Origin of the sequence: Peloplasma aerotolerans, assembly GCF_030012175.1 — a bacterium.
GTDB classification, from domain to species: Bacteria; Bacillota_I; Bacilli_A; order Acholeplasmatales; family Acholeplasmataceae; genus Peloplasma; species Peloplasma aerotolerans.
In genome coordinates, this window is sequence record NZ_JASCXW010000004.1 from 1 (window position 1) to 21022 (window position 21022).

Below are 21022 nucleotides of genomic sequence, written 5' to 3' on the forward strand. Positions count from 1 at the left end.
AAAAGCATACGTTTGTAATTGAACTGGTCTCAGGTCAATTAACTCATTTGTAATGAATATCATTGTAGAAAAGATAAGATGTCTTAAAAAGTACACGGATGTAATGAACCGGTCTCAAATCAATCAACACATATGTAACGAAAACTAATATCAAAAAAATATAAGAAGTATCAAAATACAAACAAGCGTAATAAAAATCGGTCACTTTTTAAGTTTCCGATTTTTTTAGTGTAATGATGATAGTAATTATATGGACTCAAAATTTTCTACTCCGCTTATTTCCAATCTGGAATCTTATAGTTACTTCTTGTCGAAAGGAATTTATTGAGAACATTATCAATACTCAAATCATCGAGTATGGTTTTTAAAAATGCAATAACATGTTTTGGATACTTCATAAATTTATGGATCTCATAAAATGCTATGTCATCATACAGTTTAACAGATGAATCTAAAAATTGATGAAACTGGTTTAAATCAATGTTTGCTATTTTATGAAAACCACAAAGAACATCCATGAGCTGAATGATAGAAGTTGTAGTGGGATCAAAATCAAATGGCAAGAATAAGAATCTTGCGTTACCAATTTTCTTTGATAGCTCGTCTATTCGATTTGTATAATATAGATACTCTTTTGCAATAATCTTAGATAACTTTAATCGATAATATAATCCATCACCTACTAAAACGCCATGGTTGTTTTCAGAGAAGATATATGATTTGATTTGATATTGCCTAATATTGACGCGTTTACCATTTCGATATCTAGGAAGATAAAAGATACCTTTTTGAAGCATGAAAATTGTTTGATCTTTTTGCATGCGGTTTATAATTTTAGAATAAGTCGATTCCATACAAAAATCTATAAAATATCTTTCGTAAATTTCTCTTGAATTAAACAGCTGATTCTTTGGCAGCTGCAGGATTATTTCTTTTACTTCACTTGTTATGTTCATGTTGATCACTTCCTTGTCATATTATCATAGCAGATTAAGAAAAATAATAAAACCGTCTTAAGACTGTAAAACGTAAAATACTATATCGTCTTGACACATCAAACACTAGTTATTTACCAAAACATGCATGGACGATGTGATTTTTAGAACTGTACTTTGTTATGTTGTCGCTATGAAACCAATGTATTTTGTTATGAAAATCATAGTCATTAAACGTCTTTATAAAGAGAAAAAAAGTCATTTTTTACTTGACTTTTGGGGTGGTCTATGATTCGGCACACTGTTCCTAGTTCAAGAACTGTCTGTTACTATGTCATATCTTTGCAACCAATGACATCTGTTACATTTAAATTTTCATTAATCATAAAAATGAGTAAAAAACTCGTCTTTTTTAATGGCTTTTATTCATAGGGTCCATTTTCATTCATATTTTTAAGTGAATTATAGAGTTGTTGCTTATATTAAGCCATTGTTTAAAAATAAAATCAGAAATGTTTATATGTATATCCTATGCTCACTCACACATTATTAAGCAAATTCAACCAAAATGAGTGAGTGTGAACTCATACGAGTTAAACCGGTTAATTTGATGTTAATTTTTGAGTTTATAAGAAAAGTGGTTTTACCCACTATACATAGAGAATCCTTCTTTATATTCCAAGTTAAAAATTATCGGCCAAGTATGTTTTTATATACTTTCTTTGCTGATTGAATATACTCACAACCATTCGTTTTCCAATCTGGTATATGATATGTAGAAGCATCTGATAACAAACCTCTTAAATCATGTGTAATCTTAAAATGATCGAGAACCTCACATAAAAATGCAATCGTTCTTTTCTTATACTTAAATTCATTATGGATGATGTTAAAAGTATCTTCACAAAACTGGTTGCTGTATGATTCCATTAATTGTAGAAACCGATGATGAATAACATAAGGCATACTGTCATAGTTTGATAGGATATCTAATAATTCGATATGTGTTTTAACATTATCGGTTAATGGTGTTTTAATATTTGTAAACTTAAAACTTAAAATGGATTTTGTTTGAGTATCCATACCGTTAACAAAATATGATGTGACATCTGGTGTTTTTAAGGAGATTTTCTTTCTAAAGTATAATGCATCACCGACTTCAACATACTTGGATGTATCTTTTAAGATATATGCTCTTACTTTCCAGGCAGTAGGGGTTAATCTGGCAGAATCTATTTTAGGGAATATAATAATGAGATCTCATAACCTTTGTGATCATCTTTTTTTCTGCTAATCTTGAAATTGTTTTAAAGTAATTACTCTCTGTAGTAAATTGATACATTTGCTGATCATAAAACTTCTTAAGATCATGAATAGCATCTTTAGGTAATAAACCTATAACGCCAGCTATAAATTGTGTTTGACTCATGGAATGCTCCTTTAAATTTTCTTGGTTTATTGTAACATGTTCATGCATAAAAAACTATGAGCTTTTAGCATCATTTTAATAAAAATGATACGTCAGTATTTTTGAAACGTTAATGACATGGTGTTTTTTAGGGTAAAAGTAAATTCAAATGCTTAATGACACTATTTTGTGATTATTTTGTAAATCGATCATTTAGATAGAGTGCTCAAGATGTTGGTGCTTATACGATAGACTATGAAACTGATGTATTTTATATGTCGTTTCTGTGTCATCTTATGCGCTTAGCTAAGATAATAAATGATAATTTTATACTTGACTTTTCGGCCGTAGTGTGTTTTGCACCTTGTCCCTAGTCAGTGAACTGTCTGTTACTATGTCATCCTTATGAAGCACTTGACATCTGTTACATCAATTTTTGTATAATTCATTAAGACGAGTGAAAAACTCGTCTTTTTTAATGTTTTTAACCATTAGGTTTCAATTCCAAGTATATTTTCAAACATGATTTATACTTATGCTCTATATAGAGCCATAGTTGAAAGATAAAAAGTTGAAATTCCATTGATATATCTTATACTCATTCAAGATTTTAAGCCTCATATGATTTGAAAAGAATGAGTGGGAACTTAAGTATATAAAAGTGGTTATAATTAGTCATTTATGTTTAATTGTAAATTTTAATCAAAAATCTATTACAAATGATGATAAGAATCTTGTTTGACCTTGTCCCAATACTTAGAACAGTCTTTTCTTTGCTCGTTATAATTGATCATAAAATACCACACTATAGTCAAATTATTGACTTGCTATTATAATCCTTTAGAGCGATATATATAGTAACCAAAAAAATTATAAGGAGACTATAGACTTATGAGTAAAGAACAAAGTTTAAGAACGTGGATCGAATCATTTAACAAAGGTGAATTCGACTCAAAAGATTTACAAACACAAATTAAAGCTGGTTGGTATGATTGGTTTTGTAAAGATGAAAGTCTAGCAAACAAAACTAAACGTATGGGAAACATCGTTAAACAATTTAAAGATGGCGGAAAACTCAATCTTGATAACATGTATGTTTGGTTTAAAAATAACTGCCCACTTGCTGGACCACTTTATGATGATTTTAGAATAGCTGATATAGAAACTGGTGATACCTTATTCACAATAACGATTAACCGTTTTAGAGAAGAGAAGCGGTATACAATCTATGGTAAAAGAAATGATTTTGATACACCACTGTTTAGTGCCGAATCAATCAAAGAATTAGTCAATTGGTTTAATGAAGGGTGGCAGAACAATGTTTAAAGAATTTAACGCGCATCCTAAAGGTATTAAAACCACTGATTGCATGGTTAGAGCAATCTCAACTGCAACTAGAACAGATTACTTAGAAGCTAGAAGAGAACTTAATAGAAAGAAGAAAGAACTCGGTTTCTCGAGTTACAAAGATACACAGTTCTTATATAAATACTTAAGAGGTTATCCAAGACTGATATTTAAACCAGTTAAAGGTGAGCCGCGAATTAAAGGTAGTGATTTTACGGAATTACATCCCAAAGGAACATACATCTTAAAAATGGCTGGTCATATTACAGCATGTATTGACGGAGTCATACTGGATACATGGGATTGTAGCTACCGTTCAGTATACACAGCATGGGAAATAAGTACAATCTTTTAATAAAAATTCTAAAAACGATTTATTTTATATATCATTTTTGGTATAGTATATATAAACACACACCAAATGCTGAACATTAAGTATTTGGTTTATTTTTTTATATGGGAGGGTTAATGTGAATAAATTAGATTTGATAAGAGTTGGTGCGCTGTTACATAATATTGAAGATAGCACATCATTTAATCTTGTTTTAAAGAAACTAATTGATTATACTTTTGCTACAAAAAACTCAAGTTACTTATCTGTTAATCAAATAATTGATTACCTATCAAGCGATGACGGTGTTTGTATGTCATTTAGTCAAACTGAGATTTTAGACTGCTGTAATGAGTTCAATACTATTTACTCAGCAAATGGTAATAAAGATCTTGAGAATATTTTAATTTCAGATAATTATCTAGAAGAAATAAAAGGCAAAATTGACGCAATTGGATTAGATATAATGATTGAAAGGTTTTACACTGAAATTCTAGATAAGAAAAAGAAAAAATTGTATAAACTTGATAAAATATCAGAAGCCATTTATTTATTTCTATATAATGTGCTAATAGAAAGCGAAATCGAATACAGTAAACTTTTTTCTATTGATCTAGTTGAAGTTGGCCGTATAGTTAGAAAAGTAGAGTATGCTGATATTGTAAATGATTTCATACAATGGGAAGATGAACAAAAAAACAATATTTTATATTCTCTATATGGAGCTGGACTGGAGTTTTCTATTTTAAGCGTAAAAAAGGATTTAGTTAACTTAAATGCATTTAAAAACAAAACACTATATTTAGATACAAATGTCTTGTTTAGGTTAATTGGTTTGAATGGAGAAGATTTGGCTAATAGAACAGAAGGTTTTTTAAAGAGATTTAAAAAGCTAGGCATGATTATAAAAATTTCAACTCTAACAAAAAAAGAATTTGATGATACCATAAAGCAAAAAATCGCTTTTATAGTTGAAAACATGCAGCACTCTAACAAATATACTATTAACAGTTTTGAAAGACTTGATAGGGATAATTACAGTATTTTCCAATATTATTTGGATTGGAAGAAGAATAAACCCGGAGCAAGAATTACTAGTTTGTCAACATATATAAACGCACTCTTAAAAAAGACAATTTCGAAGTTTGATATCAATTTAGAAGCAAAATTTGATAAATCATTGATATCAGATGAAGAACTTAACACTCAAATAAATTCGTATAAAAAGTTAAGATATCATAATAGGAAAACAGAAAAACTTATTGAAAATGATATAAAAAATTATTGCTATATGCTAGCCTTAAGAAAAAATATTGAAATTAAAGATTTTTCTAATGTTGATTACTATTTATTAACAATTGACTACGAGTTAATTCATTTTGATAATAATAGTAAAGAAAATTTCAGAGTGGTTTTTCATCCAGCAAGACTATATTCAATAATTTTAAGATTTGGCGGAAGAATAACGACTACAGAACTTATGAGCTTTATTAGGATGTTAAAAGTTGATATAAAAACCGAAGAACGTTTATCAGAAATTACTAGATTAATTATCAATGATCATTTGAACTTTTATGAATCTGATGAAAGTTTACAACAGCCTTATATAGACGCACTTATTGAAAGTCAAATGCTTGATCAAATTGATAGTGCTGATATAACAGAAAAAAGACGTATGATCAATGAAATTTTCGAGACAGTATCCAAAGCCAAAGTTATCGCTGCTGAAAAAGAAATAGAAGAGAAGGATCAGAAAATAGATGATTTGACTAATAAATTAATTAAATATGAAAAAAGAAATCTATTGTTAAAAAAATCTGGTATTGTTTTGATAAAGCTCATAATTTCTATAGCGGTATTTTATGCCTTATATAAGATATCATACTTATTTTTAGATGAGAGTGTTAGTGTGGCATTGTCGTCAGCTATATCTTTAATAGGATTTATAGTATTTATTTTCCCTAAAAAAAATAAGAATGTTTAAACAGACTTTTAATAAAATGATTAAAGTTGGTGATTTACTATGATTAGAATTGGAAATATGAACATTAACATTTCAGATTTTAGAATAGCAATATTATTTTTTTTAAAGAAAAAGTCCCATATTACTTATTCTAGTGATATAGAAATCGAAAATTTAACTTGGTCAGTAAAAACGTTCAAAGATAATTATGCAATTTGTGCCACAACAAATGGATCCAAAAAAAGTAAAAAAGCATATTACGAATCCGGTTACAAAGCAATTCAAAGATTTCTTGACGTAGTTTGTTTAATAAAAAAGCCTGCTATGTCAATTGATTATGACACCAAAGAACAAGTGTCATTTTATATGATTAATACGCCAGAACACAGATCTTTAGAAATATATTCCAGAGATTATCTTAAATTTGATGCAAACATAGAATTTGAGATTAGAGATTTAGATGGCAATTTAATTGAATCTAAAATTGAAGCAACATACTATCCTGCAGTGAGATATCTTAGAATGTCTCAGTTATCTGATAGCCTACTTGATGCATATAGATATCTTTTTTTATCAGTTGAATCCGCTATTAATGTTTATAGTCCACACACAAAAAATAAAGAAAATGAATGGTTTGGAGATGTCCTTGAACATGCAAACATTAAGTCAAAGAATCCGTTGGTTTATTCAGAGGGAATAAAGAAACATTTTATAAAAAATCACTATACTAAAATAAGGAATAAATTGTTCCATTCAAAAGGAAAAATGATACTACCTTTTGATAATTATGACATGAGCATGTTGTATGATGCATATATAGATTTATTTGATATTTGTGCTATGATATTTGAGGTGCATTTTAATCAAAACATCAGAGGTGGCTTTTCGATTAGTGAATCTGTAATCAAATCCTCCATTGAAGGAATTAAATTAGACGAAATTAATTTTTCTGAAAAAAATGTTAAAAGCAATATGGAAGTTTTAAAACTCAAAAATATTGAACAACCATTAGCTGAAGGGTACAGTGGAAAATTAAAGATAAAACTGAAAGTGATTGATCAGGATAAAAATCTGGCATTTGACAAATATGAACTCAACTATAAGGGAAACCCTCAAATTTATTATGAATTTAAAGAATTAGTTGTAATAAATGGACTAAATTCTATACTAATCAACCATAGTGTGTTTTTTACAAATAGAAACATAATTGATAGGCCGTTTTTATGGTAAGTATCATAAGCAAGGAGATGTCATATGATATCAAAAAGTGAATTTATGAATATTCTGAAACATTTAAAAACCGATTTGAAAAAGACTTTTGCTGCTAATTTCGTGTTAGATAAGTTTAAGGAATCAGAAATCAAAGATAATAAAACTGCTTTTAATTTAAATAAATACTACTTTAATTACATCGATCAAATTTCTAAAAATCTAATTGATGAATGTAGAAAAACTTTAAATGATGATGACGATGAAAGTAAAGAAATTTATAGTACGATGCATAAACTTCTAGATACCAATAATGATGAGTTAAGAATGCTGATGAGATCTTTTGAGAGTAATGAAACAAGTAATCGACAAATTAAACAAAGACTGTTATGGATTCATACAGTCTCTATAATTAACGATGCAATTAAATTTAGAAAATTATCATACAAAGAATATCAAAGTTACGGTATGAATAACGAATTAAGAAATACTCTAAATACGAACCAGTGGTTTCGTGGACAAACAAACTATGAATGGGAGTTAACCCCAAGTTTTTTTAGAAATATAGATAAGAACATTATCGATATTGATTATAATTTTCTTGTTAAGAAATATGATGGATATGGATTAACTAATAAATATAATAATATATTCGGTATGAAAACAAGTATATATTCAAGATTTGCGTATTATCAGCATTCCGTAGCCTATAGTCCGTTCCTAGACTTTACTGAAAAAGAAATAGTGGCTAAATCATTTGCTATTTCTAACAAGAGTAATATATCTGATTATAATTTGAACGATTCTGCTTTTTATAAAATCGAGGTTTATGATGATGAAGTAATTAAAGACGAATATCAAGCAGATAAAATAATACAAGATTACAATGTTCTTTTAATTAATGACAAAATTTATGCATCCTCACTATTAAAACATCAGTTATGGTTGGATTTTATTAGTAGCCAAAGTGCCGGGAAGATATATCTAATTGATATTAAAACAAATGATAGAATGAAATATCAAAAAGGTGTATTTACTCTATTTGATAATTTTATTATCGTTGGGAATAAATTACTATTGCCAAGCCATATAGTTGATCGGTTTGTTAAGGTTCGAATCACTTTAAAAGATAAGCAAGACATAAGAAATTTATTAGCTAATTCAAAAAATGAAGCATATCAATATATTTATATGATGAATCCATATGAGTATTTTGCTAGTTAAAGTATTACTATCTTCCAATCAAACTGCCTAGATTGATGCATTTTACAATCACCTTCTAGCAATGGCTTTTCTGTCATTGCTTTTTTAATTTTATATGGTGATACCATATCACCAGTTGCATTAATCACTAACACATAGTTTTGTTCATCAACTCTAACAAGCTGTTTAACATAACTTAGAAGCATCTCAGGTGTTAATGAATCTAAAGGATATTCAAATGATTGAATCCTTTGTTTAAGATTTTTTGCATGTCTTAATGTATGATCATGCTTGATCTTTTCATCTTCAATATTAATATAATCAATACTGAATTTAATTATCTCATCTTCCAAATCTTTAAGCATCGCAAGCTCAGCTGCATCTCTATGATCTTTTCTTTTTAATGTGTAATATTTATCTTTATAGGTCTTAATGATATAACCTATGTTATTTAGTTGTTCATCTATCTTATCTATAGACAATAACTGCTGAACACGTTTGTCAAACTTTGGTTCTAAGTCGCTAAATTTGCGACCTAAGGCGTTTAAACTTCGTTTGAGAATGTGGATAACCGTTTTACTCATACTCTTTGGAAAATGGGGATTATTTAAATACTTAGGATCAAGCATATTATCGATCATCTCAATACCCTTATCAAGAGGTCTATAATATGTTTTATAACTATCTAAATCAAAAACAAAGTCACTTAGTACATTTGGTATACTTGTATTTTTATCATAGGTCCTTTTTTCTTTGATCATTAATGATTGAACATTTTGAAACGTATCATGATCAATCATAGCTTCATGATGATTTCTTATGACGTATTTCGGTTTATCGCCATCATTGATGATAGTTCTTTTTCCATGTCCATCATGTTTCATATATGTTTTACCATATTCAATAGTACCGGTATATCTAATATCTTTTAAGATACTATTAATTTGTTGATAAGTAGTAATCGGATATCCTTTAGTTGATTTTAAATCTTGTGACTTTGCGTAGGCTATGAGTTCAGACATTTCTGATCCATTAAGTTTCATCTTAAACAAAGTCTGAATGATGTGAGTTATCTTAGGCATAGGTTTATATTGTTTATCTTCAGTGATAGCATAACCAAGAAGTTTATGAAGTACAACTTGTCCTTTTTGTGCGCGCTTTTGAAATCCCCAACTAATGTTTTGTCCCATGGATTGTGATTCTTGTTCAGCCATACCTGACATCATCGATAAAATCATATCAACAGTAGTATCTGAACTATAGATACCCTCTTTTTCAAAGTAGAACTCAACACCTAATCTTCGTGTTTCTTGAATGATTTTAAGTGAATCTACAGTATTTCTAGCAAACCTCGATAAAGACTTAACTAAAACTAAATCAATATGTCCTGCTCTAATTTTTTTCAGTAATTTTTGCAGGCCATCTCTTTTATCCATGGATCTTCCTGATTTGCCATGGTCCGCATAAATGCCTGCAAAGATATAATTAGGATTAAAAATAATTTCTTTGGCATAATGTTTAATTTGTAAATCAATCGATGATTGTTGCATTTCTAGTTTTGTTGAAACGCGCGCATAAGCTGCAACGCGTTTCAATCTTGTTTGTGCATATTTAACGCTATTTTTTTCTATGACTTTAATTTCCTTCATGGATTGTCACCTCGTAGTATATGTTTTCTTTTGTTTTGTAATCAAAATATGTGCCTTCTAAAATAGAAGGTCTTTTCTTTATCGTATCGATTTGATGATGTAAGTCATCAATGGTTGAGAATGTATCGTCAATTACGTATCTCACATGATTTTTACCCATCATAAGAACTAAACCAAAGAAACTCTTTATGATGGTTAAATCTTGAAAGTTCGTTTGTATAAACGATTCTAATGCATAATAACGTCTACGCATAAGGTGTTCCTTTTTGATTTGATTGGTTAGGTTTTCTATGTTTCGTTCGGTTTCTTTTAAATTTTGTTCTAAACGCTTGAATTCATTTTTATATTCTAAGTCCGTCATATTACTGTGAAGCTGGTTTTTAGAAAGTGCTTTAATCTGATTACCGATTTCAACATTTTCTTGTTTGAGTGCTTTTAATGGTTCATGTGAATTGGTTTGTTCTAAAGTTTCTTTCATATAATCCATAATCGATTTTTGCATATCTTTGGTTTGTGTAAGTCTTTCAATGACATGAAGTGTTGCACGTTCTAATAAAGGTTCATGTATGGATGGATTATCACAGTCATGAGGGTTATTTCTTGAGGTATGACATTTAAGCATACTCTTTTTAAATGTTGTTCCTGAATTGTGCATCTTAGAATTATAGATACGGTGACATCTAGAACAGTAGACCAAACCTTTCATTGGCTTTTGTGCAAGATGCTTAAACCTTTCTTTAGAGTCTTCAGCTAAAATCACATCTCTTGCATGAATCATCGTTTGGACGATATCAAATGTTTCACGATTAATGATGGGTTCATGTGCATTTTTAATATAGTATTTCGTTGCATGGCCATCATTGATCACGGCTTGATGCGTTAAATAATCAATGGTCACTGTTTTTTGAAGCATCAAATCGCCAGCATACTTCTCATTCATCAATATTTCTTTAACGGTATCTGCATACCAGTTCACGCGACCTAATCCATTTTTTATTTTTTCATCAGTTAAATGTCTAGCAAGACTTGTAACACTCATACCATTTAGATACTTATGAAAGATGTATCTTACCGTTTTAGCTTGTTCCTCGTTGATGATTAAGGTACCTTCTGTATCTTTGTCATATCCTAAGAAGCGGTTAGTATTCATGATGAGCTTGCCTTGTTCAAAACGTTTTTGAATGCCCCATTTGGTGTTTTCGCTAATCGATCTTGATTCCTCTTGAGCCATAGAAGACATAACCGTTAGAATAAAATCGATCTTTGGGTCTAGAGAAGATAAGTTTTCTTTTTCAAAATAAATCTCAACATCAATATTTCGTAAGGTTTGTATGACTGTCAGGATATCAATAGTATTACGTGAAAATCTTGAGATGGATTTTGTTAAAATCAAATCAATATGTCTATCTTCAGCTGCTTGAATCATACTTAAGAATCCTGGTCTTTTGCTCATCATCGTTCCCGTGATGCCTTCATCACAGTACATGCCTGCAAATTCCCATTCATCATTTTTGTTAATTCTTTGTGTGAACTCTTCAATTTGTGCTTGATAACTATGAAGCTGGTCTGTTTCATCCGTAGATACTCTGGCATAAGCAGCTACTTTTTTCTTTCTAATGACTTGATTGGTGATAAAGTCTTTATATTTAGGTTTTGGTTCGATAATTTCTACAATTTGTCTCATGGTGAAGACCTCCTATTTCTTTTTATTAGTGAGTATATTACCTAGTAACTTTCTTTATAGCAAGTCTTTTTGGCGATACTAAAGGGTCAAAAGAAGTATAAAAAAAGAAAGTGAACAATGTCCATCCACTAGGGATAGGTCTTGTCCGCTTTCTTTGTCTTCACCGCTATCAGTATATATCAGATATTTGGTTATCACAACCAACAGTTGTTGGTATTTTAATAAAAAAATGCACCTTCAGTTTTTTTCATCTGACGATCATAGATAACTTTAACGACAATACCTTCAACCATTTCTAAAAACTGTTTTTCAGCGACATGTTCAACTTGTCCATGATAAAAGTATTGTACAATTCTAGGCGTCACACTATTTTTAATGAACTTAGCTTTAGTGAAAAATCCCCTTGTAATATCTTTACCATCAATTTTTACAATCTTACTGATGAAATAGTAGTTATAAGAAGATGATATCTTAAATTTAAAATCACCCGTTTTACGATAAATCAAACGCGTATTTTTCAAGAATCCAGTATCAATATCATCAATATCAAAGATCACATGATACATTTGATCGATATCATCAAAACGATTGGCATCTGGATAGTATAAATTTTTATATTTATTTTTAAAGTATAGTTTATCAACTTTATTATAGCCATAAACTTCATATGGGACAGGCTCAACTTTAATTGGATCAACAATGATCGGATAAATCAAATCATCAAAATCACAATTGTAAATATTAGCTAAAGCAATAAATATCGATAATGGCATATCATTTGATCCGTTTTCATAATTATAGAGCGTTTGTTTATTGACATGAATATTAGCTTTCTTTAATTCCTCAACCACTTGAGGGACAGTCATTTTATGTTTTTCTCTTTCTATTCTACCGATTGGTAGATATTTCTTATCTTTATAAATCATGGTGAAGGTCCTCTACGATCTTAAATTGTCAATGGCTATTGTATCATAATACCTAGAAAATTTAAGAACATTTTTTTGTTTTCTAGTTTAAACTTATGATTTGTCTAAAAATTCCTAGAAAATATAAAAATTTTTCAACATAAGGCATATACGGGCATATCGATAGGCAACTCGTGCCTTTTCATGCCCTACGTAGGAAACTTGAACCCTCAATTTCCCAGTTTTTGACACATGTCTAAAAAAATAATGCTATTAGTTCATATCAGTTTCTAACAAATTTTATGAAATGATAATTTTTTTGAAAAAGAATCTAAATACTATTTTTCGGTTGTTAGAATAGAAGTAGGCCAAACGTTTATGGCTAGTTAGTAAAGCAGAAGTTTTCACCCTTTACTTATCCGTTTAACCAACATACTATATGATGTCTTCTACCGTCCTTGTTCTTCACCAAAAGCTATAAGGTCTTGTCTATGAAGTGCATCTTACATACCGTGTTCAATAAATGTGTTTGCTTATGTTTTTATATGAGTGACGATAGGTTTGAGATGGCGTAAACATTCTAATCTTTAATTAACTAGTTGATGAACAATCAACTTTTTTGCATTTCATGAAATCAAGAAAACAGTAGTATGAGTAGGTCTTTATCTATTAAAGACAAAGAAAAAGAAAAAGGAGAAAGAAAAAAGATAAATTGATAAATTTAGATAAAAGCGCGTGCGCGCCTGTTTTATAAAACTATGAAAAGATCTTATTTAAAAATGCGTAGAAAAGCATTACAAAAAACATTAGAAGATATCGCTTATGATATTGGCATAAGTTACAATTATTTATTAAATATTGAAAACGGGCATCAAGGTGATAAAGCATCTTTTATGCTTATGGTTAAAATTGCTAGAGCATATCAAGTAACAGTAGATGAGTTTTATCACCTAGAGTATCTCTATCAAAAAGAAAAGGGCGTGTTAAAAGATTATGATTAAATATCATCCATTAGAAGAAGCTAGGGATGCTTATTTAGAAGACCTAGATTTAAAAAGAAAAAGTGTTAAAGATTATGAATTACTCATTAATCGTTATATTGATTATCTTAAAAGATATAACATCAAATATGCTAAACGATCTGATGTGATCAAGTATCGAGATTCGATGAGAGATGAAGGCTTAAAAGCAACCACCATTCAAAAACAAATGGTGGTGATCAAAAGCCTTTACAGATGGCTTAGAAGACATAACTATATCAATAAAAGCTATTATCATGAATCTTATGTTGAAGATATCGCGGAAGGGATTAAAGGTGCTAAGGTCGAAAAGAGTTACCGTAAAGAAGCGTTAAGTATCGATCAGGCAAGACATTTAATTGAAACATCTAAAGCTTATACAAAAACCATCTATGGACTTAGAAACTATTGTATGCTTTTACTCATGTTAACAACAGGACTTAGAACCATTGAAGTTGCAAGAACTAAAAAAAGCGACCTAGGAAAGATTCAAAAACAAGATGTTTTATACGTTCAAGGTAAAGGTAAAGATGGTGCTGATCAATTTGTTAAATTATCTAAACCAGTCAAAGATGCGATAAAAGAATATTTGTTTTTAAGAAATGACAAAAATAAGTTTTTATTCATCTCTCATCATAATGATCATGATGATCAAGCGTTAAGTACGGATGGTATTAGAAGTGCACTTAAAGCATTATTACAAAAAGCAGATCTAGCTTCACCAAAAATTACAGTGCATTCTTTAAGACATACCTGTGCGACTTTATCTTTACAAACTGGATCTACTCTAGAACAAACCCAACAGCTCTTAAGACATGCAAATATCGAAACGACCTTAATTTATGCGCATCATTTGAATAGAATAAATGATGATACGGTATTAAAAATAACAAGTGAACTATTTCAAAGAAATGAGGAAAATTAAATGATTAAAGAAAATAATAATGAACTACAAGCTTATAGTGTAGGGGATGTTGCAGAGTTTTTACAAGTTTCACCAAGAACGATTTATAAACATTTATCTGATGGTGTCTTAAAAGGATTTAAAGCCGGTAATAAATGGCGGTTTACTTATGCAGCAGTTAATGATTACATTATCAAACTAGAGAAAAAAGCAAACAATGATGTTAAGAGAGAGGATTAGAGGTCTTGATTACTTTAGCGTCGATGTGAATATCTTCACCGAAGCTAGAGTATCAAAACTGATTTATAAATATGGTCCTTTAGGCTTTATGAGCTATATGGTGTTATTAAGTCACATATATTCTAAAGGCTATTATGTCGCATATGATTTAGATGCAGCATCTTATCTTCTTTTAAAGTTTATTCCTGCTAAGTATATCAGTGGTAAACATAAGCTTCAAGATATCATTAAAGAACTGGTAAGTCTTGACCTGTTTGATAAGGCGCTATTTAAAGAAGATGTTTTCACATCAATAGAGATCCAGGAGATTTTTAAACTAGCGACTAAAAAACGGAAACAACAAGAAATATACCCTTATTGGTTATTAGATGTTGATGAAACTAAAGAAGAAGAAAAAAAGACAGAAGCAAGCAACCCTGAAAAGAAAACTAAAAAAGAAATCAGAAAAGATCGTCAAATAAATGATATTAGGGAGCATGCACCTAAAAGACATCATTTAACCAATGCCCTGATTGAATATGGCTATATTGAAGCTCATAATCTTGATTCTTATAAGTATGATGAGCTATTTGACGAAGTGCTCACAAAACAAGATTACGCCATGATTCAAAAGATTACCAAGTATATTGTAGATTATGAAAAACAAACATCAGAAGATAAAAAGGTGATTGATAAGTTTAGTTTCTTTAAGAAAGCCATGTTTGAAAATATCGAAAGATTAACCTATCAACCAAAACAATCGATAGTTGAAATGTTAGAAGAACTTACAAAAGAGCAAAGTCAAAAAAAAACCTCTTAGACTAATGATTGTTATTGTGGTCTTGATAAGTAGAAATTGCAAACAATAAACATGAAATAGACATATCATGAATACTCGTGTTTACATTAGTATTAAGAACTTAAAATTAGAAATATCAGAAAATGATGCTTTTGAGCATAAACTAGTAAATAACTTCAGTTTTTCAGTAGCAATCATTTTCAACTGGTTAACTATTACAGTTTTACAAAATAAGATTGTATAGTTATTTAATAAATGAAAATTAAAGGAGTCAGCTAAAATATGCATTTATACTGCACAGATAAAGTATTTAACGATTTAAAAAGAACAAAATATTCTGTTTTAGAAACAACTCATGAAAATATCTATTCATGGGTAGTCGAACACATCAAATTTGAAGAACATAATATTTATGTTTTTATGAATACACTCTATGGATTATTTCTGGTATTCAGATATGATTCAGATAAAACGTTATCAATTAATAAACCAAAATTTCTTAAACTCTTAAAACAAGCACATAGAGATATAGGTGTAGATAGTGCTTTATTGAATAAATATTTACCTAAAAGGTTAGATTTCACCAAATCTAGTAATCCAGATAAAGATCATATCTACGTCATCAATGATTTTATAGGAAAACAAACCGATTTTATTATCAAAGAATCTTTTGATCCAGATAGCTGTTATCAAAGATGGTTTTCAAGAACGCTTAATCAAAGGTTTAGAGATAAATGGGCGATAGGGGAACTTAAGCATGTTACTGTTGATGATTATATAGAATATGGATTAATTAGACTTAAAGAACAAGAAGACTGTAGATGATTCTATAGTCTTTTTTACTCCCCCCCCAATACCGTAATTTCCCTGGAGTCAGGGTACCGTGTAGCGGGACAGAGAATTTACGCGGAACCACTTTTTTGAAAATCTTGGAAATTGAACTGTTACTATAAAAAGAAGGAAAATAACTACTAAATGACAATGTTTTCTCATCATAATATTCAGGTTTGACAAGCTTAAATATGCTTATTTGTTAAAAAGCTTTTCTTAAATTAAAGTAAAAAACATTTTACAACAGTACTATATTATAGAAGACATTTACGATTGGAGCTTCATATGATAAAAATACATCCTTTAGAAAGTTTAATAGAACAATATCTTGAAGAAAAAGATATTTCACAAGGGACCAAAGAAGTCTATTTGACCATACTCAACCAGTACTTAAGTTATCTAAAGCACATCAAATCTTCTATGCGACAACTCAAAATGTGATTAGTTTTAGGGCATATAGCAGAAATAGAGGGTGCTCAACACGTTGGATTTATCATCAGATTACCGTGCTTAAAGGACTATACCAATATTTAAGTTTAAATCAAGCTCGTTTAAACTTACCTGAAGCATATGCTCATAATATTATGGCACCCATAAAAAATGAAAAGATAGAAAAAAGAACGACTAAACCTATCTTAACACCTGAACAAGCTAAACAACTGCTCTTAAGTCTTAAAGATCACCGAAGATGTAGTTGGCATTTTCGTGATTATGCGATGATATATCTCATGGTCACGACAGGACTAAGAAGTATTGAGGTTAGAAGGGCAAAAATAAAAGATCTTAAAATCATCCAGGATAAAAGAATCTTATATATACAAGGCAAAGGAAGAAGTTCAAAAGATGAATTTGTAAAGATATCAAAGGGCGTAAACGAGGCAATTGAGGATTATTTAAAGATAAGAAAAGATCAAAGTCCATATCTATTTGCTTCTAGGGCTAAACGGTCAAAAAAACCACTGACTAGAACCATCTTTATTAGTATCTTTAAACGGGCATTAAATGATGCTGGACTTGAAAGTATCCATATGACTGCGCACTGTTTAAGGCATACCGCCGCGACTTTTAACATAAAAAGAGGCGGAACTCTAAAAGAAACGAAACGACTACTTAGACATCAAAGCATGTCAAATACATTAATTTATACGCATCATATCGATAACATAAAAGATGAGACAGTATCTGATCTTGAAGATTTTATTTTTAGTCAGGAAAAAAATAAATGAATGAAAAGGTGGCTTTATGATTGATCATCCACTCAAAAAACTAAGTGAACATTATTTAAATGAACAAGACTTATCCAAATCGACCATCAAAACATATCGAATTTGCTATAAATATTATCTGATGTATTTGATAGAACATGATATCTTATATGCGAAAACAAGTGATGTCATACGCTTTCGAGAAAGTTTGAGAAAAAGAGGTCATTCGACCTATTATATTCATACTTATATCTGCGCACTTAAAAGCTTATATCGCTATTTACGAGAAAACCAACATAGGTTGAGTTTTCCAACTGAATATACCTATGACATTATGTTAGCTGTCAAAAACGAAAAAATTAAACCGCATCTTAAAAAGCCTTTATTAAACCTTGATGAAGCTAAACATTTATTAATCTATACAAAAGAGCATCGGAAAATCATTTATGATTACAGAAATTATGCCATCATTGCACTTATGATTACGGCTGGTTTAAGTTCACATGAGATCATTCATCTAAAAAAAGTAGATTATCAAATGATAGATGATCATCATGTGCTTCTGATAGAAAAAAATGGCACACGTCACAAAGATACGGTTTATTTGTCAAAAGGCGTGGTTGAGGCAATTGATGATTATTTAATTAAAAGAAGAAAAAAAGAAAATCCCTATTTGTTTATCTCACAAAACCAAACAACTCCAGAAGGTTATCTTTCTAGAACATTCTTTTATTACATGTTTGAAAAAGTAATAAAGAAATGTGGGTTAGAACATACTAATATTACACCACACTCTTTAAGACATACAGCGGCCTATCTCAATCTTTTAAGAGGTGGCTCCATTGAAAGCACCAAACGGCTTTTAAGACATGTTGATATTAAGTCTACACTTGTCTATGTAGATTACATCGACAAGTTAAATGATCACACCGCAGAATCGATTGAGTCCTTCATTTTAAAAGAAGATTTCTTTAATCATGATGATGTTGATTTTTTCAATCATTTTTTTAAAGTATACTAAACTAACATTATTTAAAAAACCATGATGCATCATAAACGATTGGCACTTAAATGAATAAAGTGCCATTTTTTGTGCTCTATGAAGCGATTTTATGTTAGATTGACATGGTTTTGAAATAAATGTTCGTTTTTTTAACAAAAATTCTCGTTTACCCTTGTAATTTATAGTTCAATCGTATAAAATGGAATCATTCAATTATCGAACAATGGATGGTGAAGCCATGAGTGATAACTCGTTTTTCAAGCCAACACTTTTATACAAAGAATTTATGATTTTAGATTTAATCGAAAAAGATCGTCATATCACGCAACGTGAGATTGCTAAGGCGATCGGGGTTGCTGTTTCGATGGTCAACAGTTACATTGATCAATACGAAAAAGATGGACTCATTAAAAGAAAAAAACACTCTACCAAGACAGTAGAGTATTTTGTCACTAAAAAAGGAATGGAAAGAAGAAAGCTTCTTAATATCTGGTATTTAAAATCATCTAACAACATCTACATACAAGCCAAGGACAATATTATCAGTTTCTTAAATCAAATCATTGATAAAGGATTTAAAAAGATTATACTCTATGGTGCTGGTGAAGTTGCTGAGATCATGCTGCAGGTTATGAATGACGATAATCAAATACCTTTAGAAGTAGTAGCTGTTATTGATGATAATAAAGATAGAATAGGTGAAAAGCTTGTAAACATACCTATCATCACATTAAATGAATTAAGCAAATATAATCATGACGGAATTATGATATCTAGTTATAAACACCATGAAACCATTCACAACAATCTGATAAAGATTGACTATCCACAAAGCAAAATTATTCATTTTTTCGACAACTGACAATAAAGAGGTTATTCATATATGTTCTATTTCTGGTTTAAACGATTTTATGATACTGTGTTATCATTTATAGGTTTAATTGTTTTATCTCCTTTGTTATTGGTACTAGTGATATTTATTAAACTAGACTCGAGAGGACCTATTCTCTTTAAACAAAAAAGAATAGGTCGCAAGAAGAAGCATTTCTATATTTTAAAGTTTAGAACCATGCGAATTGATACACCAAAGGATATACCAACTCATATGTTAGAAAACCCACAGCAATGGATTACTAAAATTGGTAAATTCTTAAGAAAAACAAGTTTGGATGAAATCCCACAAATAATTAATATCTTAAAGGGTGATATGTCTATCATTGGACCTAGACCAGCTTTATGGAACCAATATGATCTTGTTGAAGAAAGAGATAAATATAACGTTCATAATTTGTATCCTGGATTAACGGGTTATGCACAGATTAATGGTAGAGATGAATTACCAATTCCTGAAAAAGCTAAACTTGATGGTTATTATGTGAAAAATATCAGTTTATGGTTAGATATTAAGATATTCTTTGGAACTATTGTAAGTATATTTAAATCAGATGGTGTTGTTGAAGGTGGTACAGGCACTTTAGATAAGAATAAACCTGAATCCAAAGAGAGTAAGTAGGTGTTACTTTGAAAAGAGTATTAATTACAGGTGCTAATAGTTATGTTGGTACTAGTGTAGAAAAATGGTTAATGAAAGAATCGAAGAATTATCATGTAGAAACTCTAGATATGCAGAATCCAAGTTGGGTAAATTTTGATTTCACAAAATTTGATGTAGTATTTCATGTTGCTGGAATAGCACATGTCTCCAAAAAAAAGTCAATGGAGGATTTATATTATAAAGTTAATCGAGATCTTGCAATTCAAACTGCAAGAAAAGCTAAAGAATCTGGAGTTAGACAGTTCATATTTATGAGTAGCATGATAATTTATGGTAATGACAAACCTTCAGGATACAGACAACACATTGATTTATCAAATTATAATCCAACTAGTGCATACGGTAAAAGCAAACTCGAAGCAGATTTGTCAATTCAAGAACTAATGAATGAAAAATTCATTGTGTTAGTCATTAGAGCTCCAATTATCTATGGACCAGGTTGCAAGGGAAACTTTCCTAAACTTCAGAATTTTGCAAAAAAAACTATACTAATACCTACTCTAAAGAATCGAAAAAGTATGATATATATTGATAATTTGTCGGAATTCATCAAACAAGCGATTAATCGAAGTTTATATGGGGTTTGCTATCCACAAAATTCCGAATATATGTCAACTTCAAAAATAATGATACTTACAAGGGAATATTTAAGTATGAAGATTGTCAAAACACGAGTATTTAATCCATTGATTATATTCCTGACTTATATTAGTAAATATATCAAAAAGATGTATGGTAATAAGTCGTATAATCAAAATAACAGTTTTTACTCAGACTTTGATTATAATATAGTCACATCTAGTGATTCAATAAAAAAAAGCATATAGAATTTATTAATACTTTCAGTCAATCA

The 21022-nt window shown here is 29.8% G+C and carries 23 protein-coding genes; 17 read left to right on the plus strand and 6 right to left on the minus strand.

Annotated features, from left to right (window positions below; all coding sequences use genetic code 11):
* Positions 1-275 precede the first annotated feature (275 nt).
* From QJ521_RS02150 to QJ521_RS02160, 3 genes are all read right to left on the minus strand, one after another.
* Positions 276-956 (minus strand): hypothetical protein, encoded by a 681-nt coding sequence (locus QJ521_RS02150; protein WP_282838769.1) that lies wholly within the window; start codon positions 954-956, stop codon positions 276-278.
* Between the two features lie 669 nt (positions 957-1625).
* Positions 1626-2018 carry a hypothetical protein gene (locus QJ521_RS02155; protein WP_282838770.1) on the minus strand — a complete coding sequence of 131 codons (393 nt, stop codon included), beginning with the start codon at positions 2016-2018 and terminating at the stop codon, positions 1626-1628.
* A 154-nt stretch (positions 2019-2172) separates the two neighbouring features.
* Positions 2173-2364, minus strand: coding sequence for a hypothetical protein (locus tag QJ521_RS02160; protein ID WP_282838771.1), 192 nt, complete (start codon positions 2362-2364; stop codon positions 2173-2175).
* An 870-nt stretch (positions 2365-3234) separates the two neighbouring features.
* Between QJ521_RS02160 and QJ521_RS02165 the strand changes: the two genes are divergently transcribed.
* From QJ521_RS02165 to QJ521_RS02185, 5 genes are all read left to right on the plus strand, one after another.
* Positions 3235-3669 (plus strand): hypothetical protein, encoded by a 435-nt coding sequence (locus QJ521_RS02165; RefSeq protein ID WP_282838772.1) that lies wholly within the window; start codon positions 3235-3237, stop codon positions 3667-3669.
* On the plus strand, positions 3662-4045 hold the full coding sequence (locus tag QJ521_RS02170) for a hypothetical protein (RefSeq protein ID WP_282838773.1): 384 nt from the start codon (positions 3662-3664) through the stop codon (positions 4043-4045). The genes QJ521_RS02165 and QJ521_RS02170 overlap by 8 nt, the downstream gene beginning before the upstream one ends.
* Positions 4046-4160: 115 nt before the next feature.
* Positions 4161-6005: a hypothetical protein gene (locus tag QJ521_RS02175; protein ID WP_282838774.1), complete on the plus strand. Its 1845-nt coding sequence runs from the start codon at positions 4161-4163 to the stop codon at positions 6003-6005.
* A 39-nt stretch (positions 6006-6044) separates the two neighbouring features.
* On the plus strand, positions 6045-7214 hold the full coding sequence (locus tag QJ521_RS02180) for a hypothetical protein (protein WP_282838775.1): 1170 nt from the start codon (positions 6045-6047) through the stop codon (positions 7212-7214).
* A gap of 24 nt (positions 7215-7238) precedes the next feature.
* Positions 7239-8417: an FRG domain-containing protein gene (locus tag QJ521_RS02185; protein ID WP_282838776.1), complete on the plus strand. Its 1179-nt coding sequence runs from the start codon at positions 7239-7241 to the stop codon at positions 8415-8417.
* Here the strand turns inward: QJ521_RS02185 and QJ521_RS02190 are convergent.
* The 3 genes from QJ521_RS02190 to QJ521_RS02200 all read right to left on the minus strand — a co-directional run bounded on the left by QJ521_RS02190 (position 8414) and on the right by QJ521_RS02200 (position 12655).
* Positions 8414-10045: a recombinase family protein gene (locus QJ521_RS02190; RefSeq protein WP_282838777.1), complete on the minus strand. Its 1632-nt coding sequence runs from the start codon at positions 10043-10045 to the stop codon at positions 8414-8416. The two genes, QJ521_RS02185 and QJ521_RS02190, sit on opposite strands and share 4 nt — an antisense overlap.
* Positions 10032-11729 (minus strand): recombinase family protein, encoded by a 1698-nt coding sequence (locus tag QJ521_RS02195; protein WP_282838778.1) that lies wholly within the window; start codon positions 11727-11729, stop codon positions 10032-10034. Before QJ521_RS02195 ends, QJ521_RS02190 begins: the two co-directional genes overlap by 14 nt.
* A 218-nt stretch (positions 11730-11947) precedes the next feature.
* Positions 11948-12655 (minus strand): helix-turn-helix transcriptional regulator, encoded by a 708-nt coding sequence (locus QJ521_RS02200; RefSeq protein WP_282838779.1) that lies wholly within the window; start codon positions 12653-12655, stop codon positions 11948-11950.
* Between the two features lie 737 nt (positions 12656-13392).
* Here QJ521_RS02200 and QJ521_RS02205 point away from each other — a divergent pair.
* The 12 genes from QJ521_RS02205 to QJ521_RS02260 all read left to right on the plus strand — a co-directional run bounded on the left by QJ521_RS02205 (position 13393) and on the right by QJ521_RS02260 (position 20996).
* Positions 13393-13635: a helix-turn-helix domain-containing protein gene (locus tag QJ521_RS02205; protein WP_282838780.1), complete on the plus strand. Its 243-nt coding sequence runs from the start codon at positions 13393-13395 to the stop codon at positions 13633-13635.
* Entirely contained in the window at positions 13628-14578 is a 951-nt protein-coding gene (locus QJ521_RS02210; RefSeq protein WP_282838781.1) for a tyrosine-type recombinase/integrase, read from the plus strand. The genes QJ521_RS02205 and QJ521_RS02210 overlap by 8 nt, the downstream gene beginning before the upstream one ends.
* Positions 14579-14797, plus strand: a complete 219-nt coding sequence (locus QJ521_RS02215) for a helix-turn-helix domain-containing protein (RefSeq protein WP_282838782.1) — start codon at positions 14579-14581, stop codon at positions 14795-14797.
* Positions 14775-15596 (plus strand): Lin1244/Lin1753 domain-containing protein, encoded by an 822-nt coding sequence (locus QJ521_RS02220; protein WP_282838783.1) that lies wholly within the window; start codon positions 14775-14777, stop codon positions 15594-15596. The genes QJ521_RS02215 and QJ521_RS02220 overlap by 23 nt, the downstream gene beginning before the upstream one ends.
* Before the next feature lie 67 nt (positions 15597-15663).
* Positions 15664-15819, plus strand: coding sequence for a hypothetical protein (locus tag QJ521_RS02225; RefSeq protein WP_282838784.1), 156 nt, complete (start codon positions 15664-15666; stop codon positions 15817-15819).
* A 38-nt stretch (positions 15820-15857) separates the two neighbouring features.
* Complete coding sequence (locus QJ521_RS02230) at positions 15858-16400, plus strand: DUF6933 domain-containing protein (protein WP_282838785.1); 543 nt, start codon at positions 15858-15860, stop codon at positions 16398-16400.
* 291 nt (positions 16401-16691) lie between these two features.
* Complete coding sequence (locus QJ521_RS02235) at positions 16692-16847, plus strand: hypothetical protein (protein WP_282838786.1); 156 nt, start codon at positions 16692-16694, stop codon at positions 16845-16847.
* Between the two features lie 65 nt (positions 16848-16912).
* On the plus strand, positions 16913-17632 hold the full coding sequence (locus QJ521_RS02240; RefSeq protein ID WP_282838787.1) for a tyrosine-type recombinase/integrase: 720 nt from the start codon (positions 16913-16915) through the stop codon (positions 17630-17632).
* Positions 17633-17648: 16 nt separating this feature from the next.
* The gene (locus tag QJ521_RS02245; protein ID WP_282838788.1) at positions 17649-18632 is read left to right on the plus strand and encodes a tyrosine-type recombinase/integrase; all 984 of its coding nucleotides are present in this window, start codon (positions 17649-17651) and stop codon (positions 18630-18632) included.
* 220 nt (positions 18633-18852) lie between these two features.
* Positions 18853-19476, plus strand: coding sequence for a winged helix-turn-helix transcriptional regulator (locus QJ521_RS02250; RefSeq protein ID WP_282838789.1), 624 nt, complete (start codon positions 18853-18855; stop codon positions 19474-19476).
* A gap of 21 nt (positions 19477-19497) precedes the next feature.
* Entirely contained in the window at positions 19498-20127 is a 630-nt protein-coding gene (locus QJ521_RS02255; RefSeq protein WP_282838790.1) for a sugar transferase, read from the plus strand.
* An 8-nt stretch (positions 20128-20135) separates the two neighbouring features.
* Positions 20136-20996, plus strand: coding sequence for an NAD-dependent epimerase/dehydratase family protein (locus tag QJ521_RS02260; RefSeq protein ID WP_282838791.1), 861 nt, complete (start codon positions 20136-20138; stop codon positions 20994-20996).
* Positions 20997-21022 lie beyond the last annotated feature (26 nt).

Coding starts and splice junctions, on each gene's coding strand:
- QJ521_RS02155 (WP_282838770.1), bottom strand. CDS start 2,018: ATGGATACTCAAACAAAATCCATTTTAAGTTTTAAGTTTACAAATATT.
- QJ521_RS02150 (WP_282838769.1), bottom strand. CDS start 956: ATGAACATAACAAGTGAAGTAAAAGAAATAATCCTGCAGCTGCCAAAG.
- QJ521_RS02255 (WP_282838790.1), top strand. CDS start 19,498: ATGTTCTATTTCTGGTTTAAACGATTTTATGATACTGTGTTATCATTT.
- QJ521_RS02250 (WP_282838789.1), top strand. CDS start 18,853: ATGAGTGATAACTCGTTTTTCAAGCCAACACTTTTATACAAAGAATTT.
- QJ521_RS02170 (WP_282838773.1), top strand. CDS start 3,662: ATGTTTAAAGAATTTAACGCGCATCCTAAAGGTATTAAAACCACTGAT.
- QJ521_RS02160 (WP_282838771.1), bottom strand. CDS start 2,364: ATGAGTCAAACACAATTTATAGCTGGCGTTATAGGTTTATTACCTAAA.
- QJ521_RS02235 (WP_282838786.1), top strand. CDS start 16,692: ATGATAAAAATACATCCTTTAGAAAGTTTAATAGAACAATATCTTGAA.
- QJ521_RS02210 (WP_282838781.1), top strand. CDS start 13,628: ATGATTAAATATCATCCATTAGAAGAAGCTAGGGATGCTTATTTAGAA.
- QJ521_RS02185 (WP_282838776.1), top strand. CDS start 7,239: ATGATATCAAAAAGTGAATTTATGAATATTCTGAAACATTTAAAAACC.
- QJ521_RS02165 (WP_282838772.1), top strand. CDS start 3,235: ATGAGTAAAGAACAAAGTTTAAGAACGTGGATCGAATCATTTAACAAA.
- QJ521_RS02180 (WP_282838775.1), top strand. CDS start 6,045: ATGATTAGAATTGGAAATATGAACATTAACATTTCAGATTTTAGAATA.
- QJ521_RS02230 (WP_282838785.1), top strand. CDS start 15,858: ATGCATTTATACTGCACAGATAAAGTATTTAACGATTTAAAAAGAACA.
- QJ521_RS02205 (WP_282838780.1), top strand. CDS start 13,393: ATGAAAAGATCTTATTTAAAAATGCGTAGAAAAGCATTACAAAAAACA.
- QJ521_RS02220 (WP_282838783.1), top strand. CDS start 14,775: ATGATGTTAAGAGAGAGGATTAGAGGTCTTGATTACTTTAGCGTCGAT.
- QJ521_RS02215 (WP_282838782.1), top strand. CDS start 14,579: ATGATTAAAGAAAATAATAATGAACTACAAGCTTATAGTGTAGGGGAT.
- QJ521_RS02225 (WP_282838784.1), top strand. CDS start 15,664: ATGAATACTCGTGTTTACATTAGTATTAAGAACTTAAAATTAGAAATA.
- QJ521_RS02245 (WP_282838788.1), top strand. CDS start 17,649: ATGATTGATCATCCACTCAAAAAACTAAGTGAACATTATTTAAATGAA.
- QJ521_RS02200 (WP_282838779.1), bottom strand. CDS start 12,655: ATGATTTATAAAGATAAGAAATATCTACCAATCGGTAGAATAGAAAGA.
- QJ521_RS02195 (WP_282838778.1), bottom strand. CDS start 11,729: ATGAGACAAATTGTAGAAATTATCGAACCAAAACCTAAATATAAAGAC.
- QJ521_RS02190 (WP_282838777.1), bottom strand. CDS start 10,045: ATGAAGGAAATTAAAGTCATAGAAAAAAATAGCGTTAAATATGCACAA.